Annotated in this window: 16 protein-coding genes and 1 other RNA gene; 7 read left to right on the top strand and 10 right to left on the bottom strand. The window is 58.8% G+C overall.

Annotated features, from left to right (window positions below):
- The first annotated feature begins 43 nt into the window (after window positions 1-43).
- Window positions 44-334, top strand: coding sequence for a DUF485 domain-containing protein (locus VEH04_01000; GenBank protein HYG21327.1), 291 nt, complete (start codon window positions 44-46; stop codon window positions 332-334).
- Window positions 334-2,088, top strand: a complete 1,755-nt coding sequence (locus tag VEH04_00995) for a cation acetate symporter (GenBank protein ID HYG21326.1) — start codon at window positions 334-336, stop codon at window positions 2,086-2,088. Before VEH04_01000 ends, VEH04_00995 begins: the two co-directional genes overlap by 1 nt.
- Before the next feature lie 11 nt (window positions 2,089-2,099).
- Here the strand turns inward: VEH04_00995 and VEH04_00990 are convergent, their stop codons facing one another.
- The 3 genes from VEH04_00990 to VEH04_00980 are packed head-to-tail and all read right to left on the bottom strand — an operon-like array spanning window position 2,100 to window position 5,988.
- Complete coding sequence (locus tag VEH04_00990) at window positions 2,100-4,022, bottom strand: ATP-binding protein (GenBank protein ID HYG21325.1); 1,923 nt, start codon at window positions 4,020-4,022, stop codon at window positions 2,100-2,102.
- A gap of 2 nt (window positions 4,023-4,024) precedes the next feature.
- On the bottom strand, window positions 4,025-4,720 hold the full coding sequence (locus tag VEH04_00985; protein HYG21324.1) for a carboxypeptidase regulatory-like domain-containing protein: 696 nt from the start codon (window positions 4,718-4,720) through the stop codon (window positions 4,025-4,027).
- Window positions 4,721-4,728: 8 nt separating this feature from the next.
- The gene (locus VEH04_00980; protein HYG21323.1) at window positions 4,729-5,988 is read right to left on the bottom strand and encodes a hypothetical protein; all 1,260 of its coding nucleotides are present in this window, start codon (window positions 5,986-5,988) and stop codon (window positions 4,729-4,731) included.
- 327 nt (window positions 5,989-6,315) lie between these two features.
- On the opposite strand from VEH04_00980, the gene VEH04_00975 reads away from it, so the two are divergent.
- The 3 genes from VEH04_00975 (at window position 6,316) to xth (ending at window position 9,628) form a co-directional block, all read left to right on the top strand.
- Window positions 6,316-7,086, top strand: coding sequence for an ABC transporter ATP-binding protein (locus tag VEH04_00975; GenBank protein HYG21322.1), 771 nt, complete (start codon window positions 6,316-6,318; stop codon window positions 7,084-7,086).
- The gene (locus VEH04_00970; GenBank protein HYG21321.1) at window positions 7,083-8,714 is read left to right on the top strand and encodes a hypothetical protein; all 1,632 of its coding nucleotides are present in this window, start codon (window positions 7,083-7,085) and stop codon (window positions 8,712-8,714) included. Before VEH04_00975 ends, VEH04_00970 begins: the two co-directional genes overlap by 4 nt.
- Before the next feature lie 116 nt (window positions 8,715-8,830).
- On the top strand, window positions 8,831-9,628 hold the full coding sequence (xth, locus tag VEH04_00965; GenBank protein HYG21320.1) for an exodeoxyribonuclease III: 798 nt from the start codon (window positions 8,831-8,833) through the stop codon (window positions 9,626-9,628).
- Window positions 9,629-9,683: 55 nt separating this feature from the next.
- Here the strand turns inward: xth and VEH04_00960 are convergent, their stop codons facing one another.
- Entirely contained in the window at window positions 9,684-11,471 is a 1,788-nt protein-coding gene (locus VEH04_00960) for a hypothetical protein (GenBank protein ID HYG21319.1), read from the bottom strand.
- 214 nt (window positions 11,472-11,685) lie between these two features.
- Between VEH04_00960 and VEH04_00955 the strand changes: the two genes are divergently transcribed.
- Together VEH04_00955 and VEH04_00950 are read left to right on the top strand one after the other, a co-directional pair.
- Window positions 11,686-12,453: a DUF3826 domain-containing protein gene (locus VEH04_00955; GenBank protein ID HYG21318.1), complete on the top strand. Its 768-nt coding sequence runs from the start codon at window positions 11,686-11,688 to the stop codon at window positions 12,451-12,453.
- A gap of 7 nt (window positions 12,454-12,460) precedes the next feature.
- Complete coding sequence (locus tag VEH04_00950) at window positions 12,461-13,987, top strand: polysaccharide lyase (GenBank protein ID HYG21317.1); 1,527 nt, start codon at window positions 12,461-12,463, stop codon at window positions 13,985-13,987.
- A 9-nt stretch (window positions 13,988-13,996) separates the two neighbouring features.
- Here VEH04_00950 and VEH04_00945 read toward each other — a convergent pair whose 3' ends face one another.
- The 6 genes from VEH04_00945 to ffs form a co-directional block, all read right to left on the bottom strand.
- Window positions 13,997-14,887 carry a ThuA domain-containing protein gene (locus tag VEH04_00945; GenBank protein ID HYG21316.1) on the bottom strand — a complete coding sequence of 297 codons (891 nt, stop codon included), beginning with the start codon at window positions 14,885-14,887 and terminating at the stop codon, window positions 13,997-13,999.
- A gap of 267 nt (window positions 14,888-15,154) precedes the next feature.
- Window positions 15,155-15,772, bottom strand: a complete 618-nt coding sequence (locus VEH04_00940; protein HYG21315.1) for an HAD family phosphatase — start codon at window positions 15,770-15,772, stop codon at window positions 15,155-15,157.
- Window positions 15,773-15,854: 82 nt separating this feature from the next.
- Window positions 15,855-16,451: a recombination mediator RecR gene (recR, locus tag VEH04_00935; GenBank protein HYG21314.1), complete on the bottom strand. Its 597-nt coding sequence runs from the start codon at window positions 16,449-16,451 to the stop codon at window positions 15,855-15,857.
- 59 nt (window positions 16,452-16,510) lie between these two features.
- Entirely contained in the window at window positions 16,511-16,822 is a 312-nt protein-coding gene (locus VEH04_00930) for a YbaB/EbfC family nucleoid-associated protein (GenBank protein HYG21313.1), read from the bottom strand.
- Window positions 16,823-16,847: 25 nt separating this feature from the next.
- Window positions 16,848-18,683, bottom strand: coding sequence for a DNA polymerase III subunit gamma/tau (gene dnaX, locus VEH04_00925; protein ID HYG21312.1), 1,836 nt, complete (start codon window positions 18,681-18,683; stop codon window positions 16,848-16,850).
- Window positions 18,684-18,759: 76 nt separating this feature from the next.
- Window positions 18,760-18,856, bottom strand: an RNA gene (gene ffs, locus VEH04_00920) — signal recognition particle sRNA small type.
- Window positions 18,857-19,377: the final 521 nt, after the last annotated feature.

The raw sequence follows: 19,377 nt of genomic DNA, 5'->3' as shown, positions 1-19,377 counted from the left end.
GAATGCCGTTGCTTCACGGAAGCGGCTTTGTTACACACGCGGCATGATTCCTCCGAAGCCCGACATGCACAGCGAAAGCTTTCTGCATTCGTTGATGCGCAAACAACTTCGCCTTTCAATTGCCTGCGCCGCCGCCTTTCTCGTGGTGCTGCTTGGACTTCCCCTTGCGAATTATATTGCACCTGAGTTCATGGCACGCCGCGTCTTTGGTTTCACGCTGTCGTGGTTTCTTCTCGGGATCGGTTTCTTTCCAGCGGTGTGGGTGATTTCATTCTGTTTCATCCGTCGTTCCATCGCGTTGGAACGGGAGGAAGTTGAGGAGGTTCAGCGTTAATGAACATCGATCCCTACATTCTCGCGTTCAGCGCGGTGACGGTGTTCGCCACGATTTTCATGGGATTCTGGTCGGCCAAACGATCCCGGACGGCGAGCGATTTCTTTGTGGCTGGCAGGAGTGTGAGCGTCGGCTGGAACGCCAGCGCGATTTCCGGCGAGTATCTCAGCGCTGCCAGTTTCATGGGGATCGCGGGAATGGTGATGAGCAGCGGCTACGACGCGCTTTGGTATCCCGTGTGTTATGCATGCGGCTACCTGTTCCTCCTTCTGTTTATTGCGGGGCCGCTTCGACGTTTTGGGGCGTACACGATTCCTGATTTCGCCGAAGGCCGTTATGATTCGCCCCTGTTTCGCAAAATCGCCGTCTGCTTTGTGCTCTTCATAGGATTCTTCTACACCATGCCGCAAATGAAGGGCGCGGGCGTGACGCTCGCCTATATTTTTCCTGACCTCCCATACTGGGCGGGCGTGGTGCTGGTCGGCGGCGTGATCACGCTGAACGTGGCGCTCGGCGGCATGAAGGGCATCACGCTGGTTCAGGCGTTTCAATACTGGGCGAAGATGTTTGCGATATCCGTTCCCATTTTTGTGTTGATGGCTGTTTATGGAAATTACGGCGCGCAGGTCGGAGCCAATGCAACGGGTCCCAGCGCCTCGATCCATGCTCCTGCCGATTCAACCGCGGTTTCGCGCGCCGCACTTCCGGAAAAGGCTCCTGCCGACGCAAACTGGTTGAATCCTTTCGGGCCGCTCAGTGCAAAGGCCGCCAAAGCCGCGAACCTGACGCCCGAGCAAACGAAACCGTATTCGTTGTTGTACACGTATTCGTTGATCATTGCGCTCGTCTGCGGAACTGCCGGGCTGCCGCATATTCTCGTGCGGTTTTATACGAACCCCGACGGCGTGGCGGCGAAGCGAACGACGATGTGGGTGATGATCCTGATCGGCGTCTTCTATGTGTTCCCGCCAGTCTTCGGAGTGATGGGACGCAATCTGCTCCCGGAGCTGTATTCGGGAATCGGGTCCAAGGGAACGGACAAGATCGTGCTCGAACTGCCGCGTCTCTTGAATGAGAAGCATTATCCGTTGGGATCGGTCCTGTCGGGAATCACGTGCGCGGGAGCGTTCGCCGCGTTCATGAGCACGTTCAGCGGGTTGCTGGTTTCCATGACTGGCGCGCTCGCCCACGATGTGTATGGGCGCATGCTGCGGCCGAAATCCACTCCCGAGGAGCGGATGCGGATGTTCAAGATCGCTGCCGTTATGATCGGGGGCGTGGCCGTCCTTCTCGGGAGTTTTGTTGAACCGCTCGAGATCAACTTCATGGTCGGACAGGCATTTGCAATCGCGGCCGCAAGTTATTTCCCACTGTTGTTCATGTCGGTTTGGTGGAGGGGAATGACGATGCGCGGCGCGGCTGTCGGCATGCTGACTGGGGGATTGTGCGCGCTGGGTGCGGCGACGCTGACGAACCTTGGCACCCTCGCATCAGACAAGGGGCCGATGGGAAAGATCTTTGCCGGTTTTGCGCCGCTCAATGAATTCTGGGCTCATCATCCACTGTTGAGAATTCTTTGCGAGCAGCCCGCGATTTGGGCGGTGCCGCTTGCAATCATCCTAATGATTGTGGTTTCGAAGCTGACCTCCCGCGAAGTGCCCGCGGATGTGCGGATGAAAATGCTCGTGCTGCATGCCCCTGAACAACTGGGGCTGAAGCAGGAATATATTCAGGAGCACCCTGGAGGACACTGACCGCCCGGACGCTAGGCAGGCAATTCGAGCGTGAACGTGGCGCCGTGGCCGGGGCCATCGCTGCGCACGCGGAGTTCGCCGCCAAGTTCCCGCGCGGCGGCCGCGCTGTTGTGCAGGCCAAATCCGTGTCCGTCCTTCTTGGTGGTAAACCCATGCGCAAAAATGCGGTTGAGATTCGCGGGATCGATTCCCACCCCATTGTCGGTGATCTCGAAACGAACCCTGGGTCCGCCATTGGAGGCAACAATGCGGCAAATCTTCGGCTCGTTGGGACCCGCCTCGCAGGCCTGGTGCGCGTTGCGGATGAGGTTGACGAGGATTTGCAGCGCCTTGTGTTTCTCCACGGTGAGACTGATGTCTCCAACAACTTCCTTGATCACTTTCACGCCGCTTGCGGGAAGCGCGTTCATGCGCAGCGCATCGGTCAGGAGATCATCCGCGCGAACCGTTTCGCGCGCGCCAGAAGTCTTCGCGTAGCTTTGCTGGGCCTTCACGATTTCCATGATGTGCTCCACGCCTTTCTGCAATTGCGCGAGTTCCTTCAGGGCGGCTTCCTGTTCGGAGACGAGATGCTTCGACAGGCCCGCAAGGTAATCGGGAATTTGCATTCCTTTCGGATCCTGGGTGAGGAATGCGCCGAGGTTTTCGCGATGCTCGCTCAGGAGGGTAACCACTTTCGCCAGTTGTCCAGCCTTCGAATGCTTGAGCCCCTGTGCCATCAATGACGACGCGATGTTCACGCTCGTGAGGACGTTGCGAACATTGTGCAACACGCTCGTGGCAACCTCGGCTTTACCCGCCAGCCGTGAGGATTCCACGAGCTCCGCGTGCGCATGCTCAAGTTGTTCGCGCGAGCGCGAGAGGTTTTCGGTCATTTGATTGTACACGCGCGCGAGTTCACCGCACTCGTCCTCGGACTTCACCTCGACACGCCGTGAAAGGTCGCCACGGCCGACCGCTTCAACGCTGTCGCGCAGTTCGCGCAACGGCTGGGTTGCCTTGTTGATGAGCCACCAGGCCGTTGTCGCTCCCACGATGATCATGCAAAGACTCGCCACGAGCAGTGAATGCTGCGTCTCGGCCAGGGCGCGCAGCGACGACTCATACGAGCTTAACAGAACGTAACCCAGCGTCGCGTCGGCGCCGAGGGAATCAAACCTGCCCGTCATTCCGAAATGATGCTGACCGTCCAGGACCAGGTCAGTCAGACGCCCCCGGGTCGTGCTGGAGTCGGTGCTTCGCGTTGTATTTGTAAAAAGGTTCACGAAGGCCGAGTCGGCTTCGGGGCCTGCAAGACTTGCAGCAATCACGCGCCCGCCCGCAAGCAACGCGATGTGGCTGCGGGTGAGCTGGCTGAATTTCTGGACCTCGGCCGCACCGATTTCCAGGCCGAGCGTCATGACGCCGATAAGTTCGTGATTCACGTAAACCGGAATCGCCACCACATCGTAAAGCCTGGCGCCGGCCCGCACGGTATCGACAGTTTCCTGGCCTTCCAGGGCGCGATCGGTGGCATCGCGGGCGGCAGTTTCAAAGGCTGCGGTATGGATAAGCGGATCCCGCTTCTCCACGGCCAGCACCTTCTTCACGTTGCTGGTATAAAAAACGATATCGGCGCCGTGTTCGCCCAGCAGGTCGGCAAGCGGTTGATGAAGCGTGGGGCCATCGGCGAGCTGAAATGCAGCGCGGTAGCGCGGTTCATTGGGCAGCGTGCGAAAGCGAAGCAGAAGATCCTCGGACCTCGTTTTGAGCAGATACTGCAGCTTGGCATCTGCGATCGTCAGGCGTTCGCGGCCCTCCTTCTCGAACTGCCGGGTAACGCTGCGGTTCACGAGGAAACCAGTAACCGCCATCATTGCGGCCATGCAGACCATCATGGGCACGAGCACCTTCGTGCGAAGGCTGGCGTTGATGAAACTGCGGAGGCGGATCATGGTTAATGTTTCGGAAGATTTTTTACGCCGAGCACGAAGTCGGCCCGCACCTCCCCGTCCGCCGGGACGGTTATCTCCCGCGCCTCGGTCGGCAGGCGATCATGCCACGCCTTCAGGATGTAGGTGCCCGCGGGAACGTTGGTGATCCGGTAATTTCCCTTCTCGTCTGCAGAGGCAAAGTGCGGGTTGTCCAGCACGAGCACAATGCAGTGCATGCGTTCGTGAATGGAGCAGAAAACATCAACGCGCCCGGAGCGGTCGAACGTCACCTGCTTTCCCGGCGGGTTCCCCTTGTAGAGATCGAGATCAAAGCTCTTGGCGTCGGAAACTGAAAACACGTTGTGAAAAATTTCATCGTAGTTCGGCCATTCCACCATCGCTCCGCGCTGCACGGGCAAAACGTGCGGCGTGAACATCGCGCCCTGCTGCGCGACGCGTTCGGTCGTGACCTGCAGCGTGGAGTTCGTTGGCGCAACGCTGTTCGTGATGCCGCCATCGATGTAGACGACGAAATCACGCATCGTTGTGTAATCCACCTTTTCCACAAACTTGAATTTGCGGCTGCTATAAGCGCCGTCCGATGTTCCCGCACCTGGAGCCGTCCTGCCTTCGGCGCGCACGTTGCCAGTAATGGTTCCCCCTTGCGCGGGCAATGCGACGACCAGCGCGGATAGTACGATGGAAAGAAAAATTCTCATGGACGGTCTCAAAACTTGAACACGGCTTCGGTGGCGAACAGATCCTCGTTGTTGCGGACCGCCCCTCCAAGTTCTTCGCCACGATCGATGGTGTATTCAATCTTGGTGACGAGCCGATCGCTGAAGCGATAACCCAGTCCCAGGCTCAGCCGCCAGAGGCGTGTCGAAAGACGATCGAAAAAATAAGTGCCGAAATCGCCATGTCCCGCGAGTGCGTAGCCGTCGTCTGCAATGATGTCGCTGAACCGGGCGGCGGCGTAGAGCTTTCCGTAAACCTGTTGAACGGCTTCGACCGAGTAAAAGAAGATGTCGCGGGAGTTGTCCGCCGCGGGATCGTTGTCATCGTAAGCCACATATCCCCCGAACGCGCTCAAGTGGCCCTTGCGCCAGCGCACGGTTGCATCGCCTTCCACGACGTTTGCATGGAACCGTGTCGTGTCGGGACCGCCGATTGAGCGGAAGAATCCGTTGCCGAACCAGATGGCGGAAAGCCTGTCGTTTTCCACATCGACGTTTCCAGTGCGCATGCCGCTGATGCTGAAGTGGAGCCATGACACCGGATCCCAACCCACCCGTGCAACAATCGATTTATCGCCGTCGAAGTCCTGGACTCCATTTTCCGCGCTTCCATTTTGCACGGCGAGCACGTAACTGAATTTTCCAAGGGCGCCATAAAGTTCAACGCCGGGATCGATTCCCCAAAAATCGGCGAGTGAATGTGAGATGAGCGGATTATCAATGGCGTCGCGATGCAGGTATTCCTCTCCGAAAGGAATTTCCAGGCGGCCGATGCGCAAATTCAGCTGGGTGTCGCGGCCCCAGAGTTGAGAAATGTTTTCGAAATCAAGGTAGAACTCGCCCAGCTTAGCGCTGAGGTCTGAGTCCTCGCGAGTTGCAAGGTTCAACTCGCCAAAAAAGTAAACTTCGTTCCAGATGGGCGCCTCAAGGTAGATCCGCGCTTCGTCCACACGGAACTCGGAATGCGGTGCGAAACCCGCGGAACCCGTGTTGAAGAAGGCGATCCCCGCTTCACCACTGAGATGCAGATTCCCGAGGCGAATCCCCGTCGAGGAAGCGTCCGCCGCGGGGGAGTCGCCGGATTGATCCTGAGAGCGGCGGATGTTGCCGACCTCGCGTGTCAACGACTCGATCATCTCCTGTTGCTTCTGCAGTTGTGACTCCAGCAATTGGTTTCGGCGCTCAAGCAGGCGAAGCCGTTCCTCGCTGCCTGTTTCGGCTGCATGCGCCGTGGCACCGGCAAGTGCCAAGGAAAGAGCTGTGCAATAACGGAGCGCACGCCTGCCTGAATTGCCAAGGGTCATGCCGCTGGCGGAGCAAAACGTATGCCCCTGTCGAAACTGCCCGGATTTAACGTAAAATTCGCGGACAACGGACAAATTGTCCTACTGCAGGACAGTAAATTTTGCCGGGCCGCCAAGTAGCCTAGGTCTCCGAACCTGTCCTGCCCTCCGCATTTGGCTGCTACGGAGGACGGGCTGTATCGCCGCGCTTCCAAGCCGGCTGCAAGTCGCCGCTCCTGTGCGCTACGAACTGGCATCGATTCGGATTTCTGCGTAACGTCGCGATCGCAAGGCATGATCACTCTCAAAAACTTGACGAAACGCTTTGGTTCCCAGGTCGCAGTCCAGTCGCTCACATTCGACATTCCCGCCGGCCAGATTGTCGGCTTCCTCGGTCCGAACGGCGCAGGCAAATCGACGACGCTCAAGATGCTCACCGGCATGCTCGAACCATCCGAAGGCTCCGCCACCATCTGCGGCTTTGATCTGGGTGCCAGTCCGATCGAGGTAAAACGCCGCGTCGGGTTTGTCCCGGAATCAGGCGCGGTGTTTGAATCGCTCACAGGGCTCGAGTACCTCGAGATGGTTGCAGCGTTGTATGGCATTCCTCACGCAGCTGCGCGCGAGCGGATCCAGCAGTTCATCGCCTTCTTCGACCTCAGTTTTGAAACCCTCACGGACAAACTTTTAGGCGCTTATTCAAAAGGGATGCGGCGAAAGGTCGTAATCACATCAGCGCTCTTGCACAACCCGCCGGTTGTTTTCTTTGACGAACCTCTGGATGGATTGGATGCGAATGCCGCTGTTGGTTTCAAGGCACTGATCCAGACGCTCGCGCGCGAAGGTAAAACAATCGTTTATAGCTCGCACATCCTGGATGTCGTCGAGCGCGTGTGTCACCGGGTTATCATCATAGACAAGGGGCGCCTGCTTCTCGACGGCGCGCCTGACGCGTTGGTGGCAAGCCACAATTCCGGCACATTGGAGAGGCTGTTCACGCGGCTCACTGGCGGAACGGAACTGGAGCAACGGGCCCAGGATTTTGCGCACACCTTTCGGTCATGAGGAACTCTCCCGCTGAGGCTGTTCCGCGAACGGTTCCGCCCCGCCGCCTGTTGCGACGGCTTTTTCTGACGTTGTTTCTTCGCGGACGCAGTTCCCGCGGACTCGACAAGGACCGGGCGCCGACCTCTGTCGGGCGCAAGTTGTGGCTGACGATCGGTTTGTATGCACTGCTGGGATGCCTTGCCTTCGGCTTCTTGGGCCAGAAAACCTTCGCGGTAGCCGTGTACCTGCATGGCATGACGTTCGTTTTCCTTGGCATGTTCGTGGCCGCGTCGGCGGGCGAGGTGCTGTTCAATCGCGAAGAACCTGACATCCTCCTGCATCGTCCCATCGCCTCCCGGGATCTGCTTTGGGCAAAGATGGGTGTGCTTGTTGAAGTGTCGCTCTGGCTTGCGGCAGCGTTCAACCTCGTCGGCTTCTTTGTCGGAGCGGGATCCATCGATGGCGGTCCACTGTTTATCCTGGTTCATCTCTTTTCTTCCGTGCTGCAGGCACTGCTTTGCACCGGGACCGTGGTGCTGGTCTATCAGCTCTGCCTCAGATGGTTCGGACGGGAGCGGCTGGACGGCCTGATGACACTAGCGCAAATGCTTGTTGCCATTGCAGCGGTCGGAGGCGGGCAGATGGTTCCGCGCATTCTTTCGAGACACAACCTCGTCTTCGATTTTGGCCCGGACAACTGGTGGCTTGGCGTGTTGCCTCCTGCGTGGTTCGCCGGAATGGACGACGCCATTGCAGGGAGCGGCGCCGGCGGTTCATGGCTTTTGGCGGGAATCGGCATCGTGGTGACAGGGACTGTGCTGGCGTTGGCAGTTGGAAAGTTGGCGCGAACGTATGAAGTCGGGCTCCAAACGCTAAGCGAATCAGCTGTGAAACGTCCAGGAACCCGCAAGCACCGGCGGTTCACAGACCGGCTTGTCAATTCAGTCCCGTTGTCGTGGTGGCTGAGGGAGCCGGCAGCGCGTGCATCATTCCTCCTGACGACCGCGTATCTGCTTCGGGATAGGGAAACGAAGCTCCGTGTGTATCCGGGGCTCGCGCCCATGCTGGTGTTGCCAGTCATCTTCCTGATGAACGATTCCCGCCAGGGAGATGGACGTGAATGGGCGCTGGCGTTCACGAGCGGATATATTGGGATCGTTCCGCTGCTGGGATTGAATCTGGTGCAATACTCGCAGCAGTGGCAGGCGGCCGACTTGTTCCGGTGCAGCCCGCTGGCCGGTCCGGCGCCGCTCTGCAAGGGCGCACGTGCCGCGGTGTTGGTGTTGCTCACCCTCCCAATGCTGGCACTTTTTGCCGTAATCATAGGCGCGCTCCGCGGCTTCGATTCGGGGCTGGCGCTCACGTTGCCGGGTCTGATCTTGGTGCCGCTGTATTCGCTGGTTCCCTGCCTTGGAGGACAGGCTGTTCCGTTTTCGCGTCCAAGTGAAGAAGGCAAGTCAGCGGGCCGCGGCCTGCGGATGATCTCCGCTTCTTTCGTGGCGATCGCAATGTCAGCCTTGACGATAATGGCCTGGAAGCTGGACTGGTTCGGCTGGTTGCTCGCAGGCGAAGTGTTGGTCGGCGGCGGGATATATTGGATCATGCACCGTGCGATCGGCCGCACGCGATGGCGTTCGCTTGAATAGGAGTGTGCCCGTGTCGGCCGCAGCAACGTGTCGCGGATGGCCGCGTCGAATTTTGTGGCAGCGCGGAGGGAGGGGCCCTGTTGATAACCGGTTCATGAGGTGCAACGATACAGGCAATCACGCTGATGAAGATCGCGACATTCAACGTCAATGGCATTCGATCACGCCTGCCGAATGTCCTGGAATGGCTGAAGCGCGATTCACCCGACATTGCCTGTCTTCAGGAACTCAAGGCAGCCGACGATGTTTTCCCGGCGGAAGCGATTCGCGGCGCGGGTTATCACGCTCTTTGGCACGGTCAGAAATCCTGGAACGGGGTCGCGATCCTGGCGCGAGGGGCTGAGCCCGTCGAACGCCAGCGCGGATTGGCTGGCAACCCTGATGATTCGCACAGCCGATACCTGGAAGCGGACGTGAATGGCATCATTGTGGGCTGTCTCTATCTGCCGAATGGAAATCCACAGCCCGGGCCGAAGTTCGATTACAAGCTCGCCTGGTTTGAGCGGCTCATCAGCCATGCAGCGGCGCTCTGCAAGAGCGGAAAACCAGTTGTTCTCGCAGGCGACTACAACGTCGTTCCGACCGACTTCGACATCTACAATCCCCGTTCGTGGCTGAAGGACGCCTTGTTGCAACCAGAAACACGCGAATGTTATCGCCGTTTGGTGGGGCAGGGGTGGACCGATGCGATGCGAGAATTGTTTCCCAACAAGCGGATTTACACATTTTGGGATTATTTTCGCCAGCATTGGCAACGCAACGCGGGCCTAAGGATTGATCACCTGCTGCTCAATTCCGTGTTGAAGAAGCGTCTCGTCGATGCGGGCGTGGACACATGGGTGCGCGGTCAATCCAACGCCAGCGACCATGCCCCGGCATGGGTGCAATTGGCCGACGTCGTGAAACGCAAATGAACCGATAAACGCGATCAACCTCACGGTTCCCTGCCGTTGCCGACCGCGGCGCCGTTCAAGGGCAGATGTTATGCGCGTTGCGACCCATGCCATCGGGGGCGACCGGCTCATCCGAAACGCTGATCTTGTCCAGCCTGGCTCCGTCTTCACGATAACAAAGGGTCAAACTGTGCTGGCCTTCCGTCAGGCTGTAGTTGTTCAGCAGGATCCATTGCCAGCCACTCGTGACCAAGCCGTTGCGGGCTGTGAACGAACTTTCGTCCACCTTTATCCAGAAGGAATCGTCGTCGGCCGTCGGGCAGTTCAAGCGGGCAAAGACTGCGTAGTTTCCGTTCGCAGGAACTGAAAACGAAATCGTCACCAGGTTTGAAACCCCGGCAGGCGCAGCCGGCACCCCTCGAAGTCCCGGTATCGCCTGGATGAACTTTCCGTTGGACGCCTGCGAATCCGTTTTTATTTCCCATGCGGACCCAACCGTTCCGCACTCTGCCTCATGGGTGGCGGCATAGGCGTTCGCGTTTGTTGGAAAGGTTGGATTTCCTGTTCCCCACCATTGAATCCAGCGGGCGTGGTTCACGTTTGTGTGGCCCGGCGCGATGGTGACCGTGGTGTTCGCGTTTGTGTTTCCGAGCAGAAACTTTTCGACGAAAGCAATCACTTCGGGCCTCTGTCCAGGAGGCAGCGCGCAGTGTCCGTGTCCGCCCACAATCGAGAACCCGAACCGATCCGCGATGCCAAACGCCTTCCAAACCTCGTGCGCAGCCCTGCAGGAAACGTATCCGGATTCTTCGGCAAGCCACACGTAATCGGGATTTCCGAGAACCAGCAAGGCCCGCGGCGCGACCATTGCCATCAATTCATGATGGTCCATCGGCAGCTTCGAAACGTTCACACGCGAGAACTGGAACATCGACTCCATGAACCAGCGGTGATCCGTGGAACCGAGTTTCTCGACTTCGCCCAATGTCTCGGACACGCGCCACGCTGCGGCGCCACCACCGCCCGGTTCCTGTGCGATTGTCAGCGCAATGCGTTCGTCGAACGCGCCTGCAAACAGCGCCATCTTTCCCGCGTACGAGCAACCCGTCACAGCGAGCCGCTTGGTGTCAATCGGGAGGACGTTCTGAACGAGCTCCAGGCCATCAATGATCCGGCTTACTCCCCAAGCCCACGAGCTGTATTGGCCGGCATGAAAAAGGTCCGGGTAAAGGCGATAGAAGGGATCGGACGCATTCTTGGATCCGTATGTCACCACTTGATTATGCCTGAACGCAATGCGCGCGATGCTGCGATTGGTGAAGATGTCGGCAGGGAGGCTTCCGTTCAGGCTGTTCATTCCGATTACAGCCGCAAACGGTCCGTCACCGCTGGGCACCGATACTGTCGAGGTCAGCGTGAGCGTGTTGGTTCCAACCGAAACGAGCACGGTGAGAACGCCATTGGTGTACGTCGCGGTGAGATTCTCAGGACGTGGCGGTTTGGGTCCGATTTCATAATGCTCAATCTCGCGCTTAATCTGGGCGCGACGGCTTTGCCAGTCCGAGAAATTCGTGGAGCGGCCGCTTCCATCGGACCACTCAAATGGATCGGTCAGGGGCAGAATGGCCGGAAGATTTTCGAGCGATGGCAATGGCGGCGCCGCGCTATTGGATCCTGTATCTTCGACCGCATAGACCAAAGGAACCGTTGCGACCGCCGCCGAAGCGGAAACCACCGCGCACGCGATCAGCGCCATTACCGCCGCAAAGCAGCGGCGCTCCGCACGACGGTATGTTGTTTGGCAGCCTTGGTGCGGGACGAGTTTGTCTTTGGTATTGGGCAGAGTTGTTCGTGTGGTGTGCATGCGCGTGGCAGGTGAACTGGGGTCAGTCTGGTCGGATGCCAATCGTTGTCAATTGACGATGGCTGACGTAGCGCAGGTTACCAAACCTGTCCTGCCCTCCACGGTAGGCTGCTATAGGGGCGACACAGCAGATTCGGAGGTCTGCGCTACGCGTAGCGCAGATCGTCGTGCACAAAGGCTTGTCATCATTTGGCGTAAGGATAAGGTTCGAGTCATGCATCCATGCTCCTCTCCTCGCAGCAAATCCGTCCCTCAATGGCTCGCGCCGGCACTTCTTGCCATCGCGTTCACAACCAGCCCCGGCGTTAATGCGCAGGTTGTTGCGACACGTAATGTGGTCACTAACGCGCCAACTGTGTCAGCAGCCGCCAGATCCGACGCCGAGGCCGAGAAGAAGGCGCGCGAGTGGATTGGGTCGCTTCAACTTGCTGATCCCGCCGCCGAAGCGCGCCTCACGGAGGTTGTATCCACCCATTTGAAAACGATTCGCGACTGGCACAACGAACACCCGTTCACGACCGTTCCTGCCGGGATCAATCCCGCGACGGGCGCAAAGTTGACGGATCTCGATCGGCAGGTGATCGCGAACTCTGCAATGCCACGCTCGGTTCACGAAGCCTTGATGACCGGCCTGCGCAAAGACTTGAGCGAGGCACAGGTCGAGGCGATTTTGGACAAGTACACCATCGGAAAGGTTGAGTTCACGATGCGCGGATATCATGCAATCGTGCCGGATTTGAAGCCCGAGGAGGAAGCCACGATCCGCGGCTTTCTCAAGCAGGCGCGCGAACAGGCCGTGGATTACAAGAACATGAACCAGATTTCTGCAATCTTTGAAATCTACAAGACGAAGTCGGAGCAGTATCTCAACAGCAACGGCCGGAACTGGAAGGAATTGTATCGCTCGTACGTCGCTGCCGCGAATGCCCGGAAAGCCGCTGCATTAGGGACTAACCAACCCGCTGCGAAAACAGTCCAGTAGGGAAACAATGATCAACACAGTTTCGAAATTCTCCGTCACTTTGGCCCTCGCCGCTCTGCTGGCGCTCAATTGCTGGGGCCAGGCCCCGGCACAGGATCAGACCGCGCCGATCGTGGAAGCCGGCCAAATTCCGCCGCTGCCGCCGACACTCACAAGCGCCATTCCCGCGTTTCCTGGAGCGTGGGGCGGAGGCATGTTCACCACAGGCGGCAGGGGTGGCCGGGTGATCGCGGTGACTAATCTCGCCAATAGCGGGCCAGGCACACTGCGCGAAGCGATCAACGCCAGCGGCGCTCGCATCGTGATCTTCCGCATCGCCGGAATCATTCGCCTCGAGGGCAATCTCGACATCAACCATCCCGACATCACGATTGCAGGCCAGTCCGCGCCCGGCGATGGCATTTGCATCGCCAATGGATCGCTGAACATCAACACGCGGAACGTCATCATTCGCCACCTGCGGGTTCGGCGCGGAAATCCGGAGGGCGGACAAGGCTCTGACAACATTGGCGGCAACCCCGAAGGCCAGATCGTTGTGGACCATTGTTCGGCAAGCTGGGGCATGGACGAGAACCTCTCCCTCTATCGCTATATGCGAAGCGTTCCCGCGGGCGAACGTGAAAAGATGCCGGCGATGAATGTCACTGTGCAGTGGTGCATTTCGAGTGAGGCATTGGACGGCAAGGGTCACGCCTTCGGCGGCACATGGGGCGGGCAGGATTCGACGTTCCATCACAATCTCTTCGCGTGCAACACGGGGCGAAATCCCTCGATCGGCATGTCGGGCGAGTTTGATTTTCGCAATAACGTGATCTTCAACTGGCGGCACCGAACCATGGACGGCGGCGACGAGACCTCGATGATCAACGTGATCAACAATTACTACAAGGCAGGGCCTGCGGCGAACGCCAACATGATCAGCACGATCGCCCGCATCGAACAGCGCAAGCAATATTCCCCCGGCAGGGAATTCGAACCCGGCAATTGGTATCCGCCCACCGCGCCCCGGCCCGGCAAATGGTATGTCGCGGGCAACATCTTTGAGAACGCTCCCGACGTAACGAAGGACAACTGGAAGGGCATGCGCGGGCCGATGGACCTTGCGCGCGTCAACACGCCCTTCGAAGCCTGGCCGCTCCTGCAGCAGCCCGCCGCCGAGGCGTATGCGGCGGTTCTCGCCAAGGCGGGCGCGACGTTGCCGAAACGGGATTCCGTGGATCAGCGCGTCACCGAGATGGTCCGCACGGGGAAGACGGCCACACGCGATGGAATCATCAGCGATCCCAAGGAGGTGGGCGGTTATCCTGAGTTCACCTTTTCACCCGCATCCGTGCCGGCCGACGCTGATGGCGATGGCATGCCCGACGCCTGGGAAACCAGCCACGGTTTGAATCCGAACAATCCCGCCGATAATGCGGCCGACAGTGACAAGGACGGTTACACGAACGTGGAAGAATTCCTGAACGGCACGCATCCACAGGAATTCATCGATTACAAGAATCTGGGAAACAACCGCGACACGATCAGTGGATGACGAACGGACTTAGCGACGCCGTTTTTGGTCGAGGTTCTGGGTGAGATCCTCTTCCGTGATCGTTGACTCGACGCCGTTGGCAGGCACTTCGACTTTGGCGACCCAGAGTATTGCGTTCAGCATCAGCTTGCGCATGTTCTCGTTGCCCCAGTTCTTGTGGAAATGTCCGCCTGTGAAACCAAACCCGCGCTTCCCGCCTTCTTCGTAAGCCCAGGCTACGTGCTGGGGTTCGCCCTTCTCAACGGCCTGGCGCACGTGTGGATTGCCGCTGTGCGGACCATCGGGCCGGGTCAACGTTTCTGCGGAAGGCACTGCTGACAAGATGGGAGTGACGCCCTTCATGTCCTCAGCGAAGCGCATATGGTAATACCATTCATCGCGCATTTGGAACGGCTTGACGCCGCGCGTGATGGGATGAACGGGGAAATTCTTGAACTCGGGCTCCCAATGCGGATTCACCGACCAGTGCGTTTCAAAACACCCGCCGATCCAGCTGATAAACTCCTTCTGGCCTTTTTCCTTCGTGGGTTCGACTCCGTAATGCACGCACAGGAATCCCGTTCCCTTGGCGCGCAACGCATCGAGTTGCTGCAGTCGCTCGCCTTGCAATGCGGGATGCCCGGCTCCGCCGTCGCAATAAAACAGCACCGCTGCGGCGCCTTCCAACGCGTTTTCATTCGTTGGCCAGCCGTTGGAATGTGTTTCCACCTGGATTCCAGGAACATTGGCCAGGCACTTCTTAAAGAGCTGAACGCCCGCATTATGTTCGTGCTCGCCCGGCCCGTGACTTGGACGGCCCGCGATCAGGACAATCTTCTGCTCGGCTGCAATCGACGAGCACAGGGTTCCGGCTGTCGCGATCGTGATAAAAATTTTCGAGAGGCTGGAGATCATACGCATGTTCGGTCGTTTGGCTGTTTGACGTTGATGTCGGCGAATCGGTTTCCGCAGAGTGCCTGAACCCGCCTGCCTCGACAACTGGCGATTCACGTGCAGGTTTCCAAACGAATAACCGCACGCGTTTTGGTTGCCGGTCTGCCGCGCTGTGTCGATTTGTGGTTTGTTCCCTGTTTCAACGGAATCGTTCCGACTTGGCTGTTCGGGCGCGAATGCGCGGCGAGTCGCAAGCCGACTCCAGGTCTGCGCTCCGGCGCTCTCAGGTCCGCGCTAAGCGTCGGACGGCAGCAGCCCCAGCGCCTGCAAAGCCCGCCGCGATTTCTCGGGCGACTCGTGCAGCACGGCGTTCCATCCGCGTTGCGCTCCGCCCAGGACGTTCTCCGCACGATCGTCGAGATACGCAATTTCCCGTCCGCGATGGCCCGACTTCTCCTCCACAGCGCGGTAGATCCGCGGATTGGGCTTCATTACGCCATGCTCGTAAGAGAGAATGTAGCCGTCAAAATTTGCGAAGAACGGAAACCGCCGCCTCACATGCATGATCGCCAGGTCGTTCGTGTTGGAAAAAATATAGGTGGGAATTCCCGCCGCACGAAGATCGGCGTGCAGCTGTATCATTGCAGGTATCGGCGCGAAGATGTCGCTGAAGAATTCCGCAAACTCATTCGACGTTCCCGTAAATCCAGAAAGCTGGCAGATTTCGCCGAAGAACTGCTCCGTCGTGATCGTCCCGCATTCGTATCGGTGCAGCAGGGGAGATTGGTCGATGAAGAAGCGCGATTCCTCCACGCCCGCGGTGGACTTCTCCGCGATGCGATGGGCCGCAACGGCGTAATCGAAATCCAGCAGAACTTTGCCAAGGTCGAAAACGACAACTTTGGGAATCATGGGAGAGTGGGTGCCTGTCGACGAGGCGCAAGGTTTCTCGGTTTTGCCAGAACGCTCGCACTCGGATTGTGCCGGGATCGGTTCACATTTCCCGCCGGCCTTCGAGCGCGCGGCTGAGGGTCAATTCATCCGCAAATTCCAATCCGCTCCCCGCCGGCAAGCCATGTGCAATGCGGGTGATCTTCAGGCCTTGCCGTCCCAGACGCTTCGCAAGGTAATATCCCGTTGCATCGCCTTCGACATCGGTTCCCAAGGCGATGACAATCTCGCGGATGGGTTCATCACCGAGGCGCTTCTCCAATTGCGCGATGCGGAGATCTTCGGGCTCAACGCCATCGAGCGGCGAGATTTTCCCGCCAAGCACATGATACTTCCCGCGATATGTCGCGGATTTCTCCAGACTCAGAATATCCGTGGGTTGTTCCACCACGCAGACGATCGAAGCGTCCCGGCGCGAATCACTGCAAATATCGCAGGGAGATTTCTCGGTAAGGGCGGCGCAGATCGGACACAGATGAATCCGTTCCCGCGCCTGGACCAACAGCTCCGCAAGCTGGCGGACTGCGGTTGGATCCGCTTGCACCAGGTGGAGAGCAATGCGCTCGGCCGAACGCGGTCCAATCCCGGGCAGCTTGTTCAGCTCGGCTGTCAGTCGCGTTATGGGCTCGGGAAGGGGCACAGCGGAAAACTCGCGGGCAACGGCAGCGATTGCGAATCAACAACCCTGGCGGGGGCGGATCAGCCCATGCCGGGCAGATTGAATCCGGAGGTCACCTTGCCCATTTCTGCATTTGAAATTTCGCGGGCCTGCGCCAGCGCCTGGTTCGCCGCAGTCAGGACCAGGTCTTCAAGCAACTGCGCGTCTTTGGGATCGATTGCGGCAGGATCGATTTTGATGGATCCCAGCGAGCCATCGCATTTCGCGACGACCTTCACCGCGCCGCCCCCGCTCGTCGCCTCTACTGTGCGTTGAGCGAGCTGGCCCTGGACCTGTTCCATTTGCTGCTGCATGCGCGCAGCCTGCTTCATGAGTTTTCCGATGCTGGACATGATATGATTTGTAAAAGTGTTTCTCTTAGCTGGATGCGGGACGGATGTCGACAATCTGTCCCTTGAAAATTTCGAGCGCCTTCTGGATCAGCGGATCGTTCTTGAAATCCTCCTTGCTGAATACAGGCGGCGCGGGGGCGTCTTTCGCCGGAGTTGAAGGCGATGCGGCGCGCGGGGGCGGTTTGGCCGCGTTGGCCGGACTTGGGGAAGGTGAAGCGGACGCAGGGGCGGGGGACGGCATCGCGACGATGACCGGTTGACGTTCGGGCGACGGCTCTGCCTTCACGAAGCGGACGTGGCAGTTCGGATGCCCAAGTTCCGCGAGCTTGCCCTTCAACAGCGCCTGCGTCTTTGTGTTGTCCACAAGCGCGATGTGATCCTCGCACGCAGAGGGAAAACCAATTGTGAATAGGCCTTTCACGAAAGAAACCGGATGCGCCTCCAATAGGTACGTCCGTGTGAACGGACTTGCGCGGCCTGCAAGCTCGAGCAGTTTTGCCCACAACAATTCGAGGTCGTCTTCAGCGGAAGGCGCTGTATTTGCAGAAGGAGCCTCCAACGCGGCGGAGCTTGGTCGTTCTGCCGCCGCAGCCGCCGGAATGGAAACAACTTCCGTTCGCACGGGCTTCGCTGCAGGCGCAGCGGTTTGCGCGCGCGCGGGCACAGGGGGAGCCGAAGCGCTGGGTGCCAATGGCGGCGGCGGTGAACCGGCTGGCGGCCCGCCGCGCAACTCCTGCAACCGCTCGAGGACGGAATCGATGCTCAACGCATTCCGCGCCTGGATCGCTTTCAGCAACGCGACTTCCAGCAGGATTTTTTTCGACGAAGCATCGCGCAGCCTGCCTTCGGTGTCGGTAAGCACTTCCATGATGCGCGTGAGCGCCTCGGCGGAAGCGAGCGCCGACTGTTCCTGCAGCGCCCCGGCTTCACTCTCGGAGACTTCAAGCAGATTGAGGTCGCCTTTTGAAACCTGGAAAATCAGCAGGTTGCGGAAATGGTTCAACAGATCAGATAGAAGGCGTCCGAGGTCCTTGCCGCCCTTTGCGAGGTTGTTCAGCAGGCGCAATGAATTTTCCACCTCGCCATTCAGCATTGCGCAGGAAAGTTCGATCAACTGGCCCTGGGCCGTCAGGCCGAACATGGACAGCACATCCGCTTCCTCAATGCTGTCGCCGCAGAAACTGATCAACTGGTCGAGGGTGGATTCGGCGTCCCGCATGCCGCCGTCGGCCCCGCGGGCAATCGCGTGCAGCGCTGCAGGCGTGATCTGCACCTTCTCTTCCTTCGCGATCTTGGAGAGTTGCTGAACGATCAACGATGCCGGGATGCGCCGCAGATCGAAGCGCTGGCAGCGAGAAAGAATGGTTGGCAACACCTTTTCGGGATCGGTGGTGGCAAACATGAACTTCACGTGAGCAGGCGGCTCTTCAAGCGTTTTCAGCAGGGCGTTGAACGCCGCCGTGGAAAGCATGTGAACTTCGTCGATGATGTAGATCTTGAACTTGGAAGAGGCCGGCGCGTATTTGCAGGTATCGCGCAGTTCGCGCACCTGTTCCACGCCGTTGTTGCTCGCGCCGTCGATCTCAAGCACGTCCATGGAACGGCCCTCGGCAATCTCCACGCATTTGGGGTCGTTGACGTCGAAGTCGGCGCGCGGCCCGCCTGTGCAGTTCAGGGCCTTGGCGAAGATGCGTGCGAGCGTGGTTTTGCCGGTGCCGCGCGGCCCGCAGAACAGGTAGGCGTGCGCAATGCGGTTTTGTTCGATGGCGTGGGCGAGCGTCTGGGAGACGTGTTCCTGCCCCACGACATCTGCAAACCGCTGTGGGCGATACTTCCGGGCGATGACCTGATACGAGGACATGTATGATTTACATCAACGGATTTATGATTTGCGCAACGATCCGGTCATGCAGCGTAAGTCACAAATCGAAAATTTAAAGTGCCAGGGTGACCACGGCAGATGCAGAGCAGACTACCGTTGCTGCCTTCCGGCCCTGGCGGGGTTTGTAAGTCCGCATTCCATGGGCCCTGGCAGGTGGGAATTTGCGGCAGCCGGGAGTGCGCTTCAAGGACAATTCCTGCTCCCGCCCGCCCCGGTGTGATTAGAAGTGGGTGAGATCACCGCGATCTGTAAACCGCTTGAACCTCTCGCCCGTGAGGCACGAGCGGGGAGAAAGTTGGAGAGAGGGGAGCGAAATCGTCTCCGAATCTGGACCTTTGCTCCCTCTGCGAGGTCCTGTTAAGGATTGGACGCAGCTCGGCCTCCGCAAAGGCGTTTAACAGGAGGAATCAGAGATAGCAGAGATGAAGAAGGATGCCTGCTGTTTACGAGGCGAGTGCCTCCTCCCCCCGCCCCCTCCTCCGGCTTCGCTCGGAAGAGGGGGAGTTTAAAATCAACCGAGTTTGATCACCCACGTTTAATCACCCTCCGCCGCGGTGTGATTAAAAGTGGGTGAGATCACTGCGATCTGTAAACCGCTTGAACCTCTCGCCCGTGAGGCACGAGCGGGGAGAAAGTTGGAGAGAGGGGAGCGAAATCGTCTCCGAATCTGGAC

Source organism: Verrucomicrobiia bacterium (genome assembly GCA_035629175.1).
GTDB lineage: Bacteria > Verrucomicrobiota > Verrucomicrobiia > Limisphaerales > DASXHY01 > DASXHY01.
The sequence above is the reverse complement of the archived record's forward strand: the minus strand, read 5'-3'. Positions and strand labels throughout refer to the sequence as shown.

What these genes read in the sequence shown, in the direction of transcription:
- VEH04_00970 (HYG21321.1), top strand. Translation starts at nt 7,083, where the DNA reads ATGAGGAACTCTCCCGCTGAGGCTGTTCCGCGAACGGTTCCGCCCCGC.
- VEH04_00930 (HYG21313.1), bottom strand. Translation starts at nt 16,822, where the DNA reads ATGTCCAGCATCGGAAAACTCATGAAGCAGGCTGCGCGCATGCAGCAG.
- VEH04_00995 (HYG21326.1), top strand. Translation starts at nt 334, where the DNA reads ATGAACATCGATCCCTACATTCTCGCGTTCAGCGCGGTGACGGTGTTC.
- VEH04_00960 (HYG21319.1), bottom strand. Translation starts at nt 11,471, where the DNA reads ATGCACACCACACGAACAACTCTGCCCAATACCAAAGACAAACTCGTC.
- VEH04_00945 (HYG21316.1), bottom strand. Translation starts at nt 14,887, where the DNA reads ATGCGTATGATCTCCAGCCTCTCGAAAATTTTTATCACGATCGCGACA.
- VEH04_00955 (HYG21318.1), top strand. Translation starts at nt 11,686, where the DNA reads ATGCATCCATGCTCCTCTCCTCGCAGCAAATCCGTCCCTCAATGGCTC.
- VEH04_00975 (HYG21322.1), top strand. Translation starts at nt 6,316, where the DNA reads ATGATCACTCTCAAAAACTTGACGAAACGCTTTGGTTCCCAGGTCGCA.
- VEH04_00990 (HYG21325.1), bottom strand. Translation starts at nt 4,022, where the DNA reads ATGATCCGCCTCCGCAGTTTCATCAACGCCAGCCTTCGCACGAAGGTG.
- VEH04_00940 (HYG21315.1), bottom strand. Translation starts at nt 15,772, where the DNA reads ATGATTCCCAAAGTTGTCGTTTTCGACCTTGGCAAAGTTCTGCTGGAT.
- VEH04_00950 (HYG21317.1), top strand. Translation starts at nt 12,461, where the DNA reads ATGATCAACACAGTTTCGAAATTCTCCGTCACTTTGGCCCTCGCCGCT.
- VEH04_00985 (HYG21324.1), bottom strand. Translation starts at nt 4,720, where the DNA reads ATGAGAATTTTTCTTTCCATCGTACTATCCGCGCTGGTCGTCGCATTG.
- VEH04_01000 (HYG21327.1), top strand. Translation starts at nt 44, where the DNA reads ATGATTCCTCCGAAGCCCGACATGCACAGCGAAAGCTTTCTGCATTCG.
- dnaX (HYG21312.1), bottom strand. Translation starts at nt 18,683, where the DNA reads ATGTCCTCGTATCAGGTCATCGCCCGGAAGTATCGCCCACAGCGGTTT.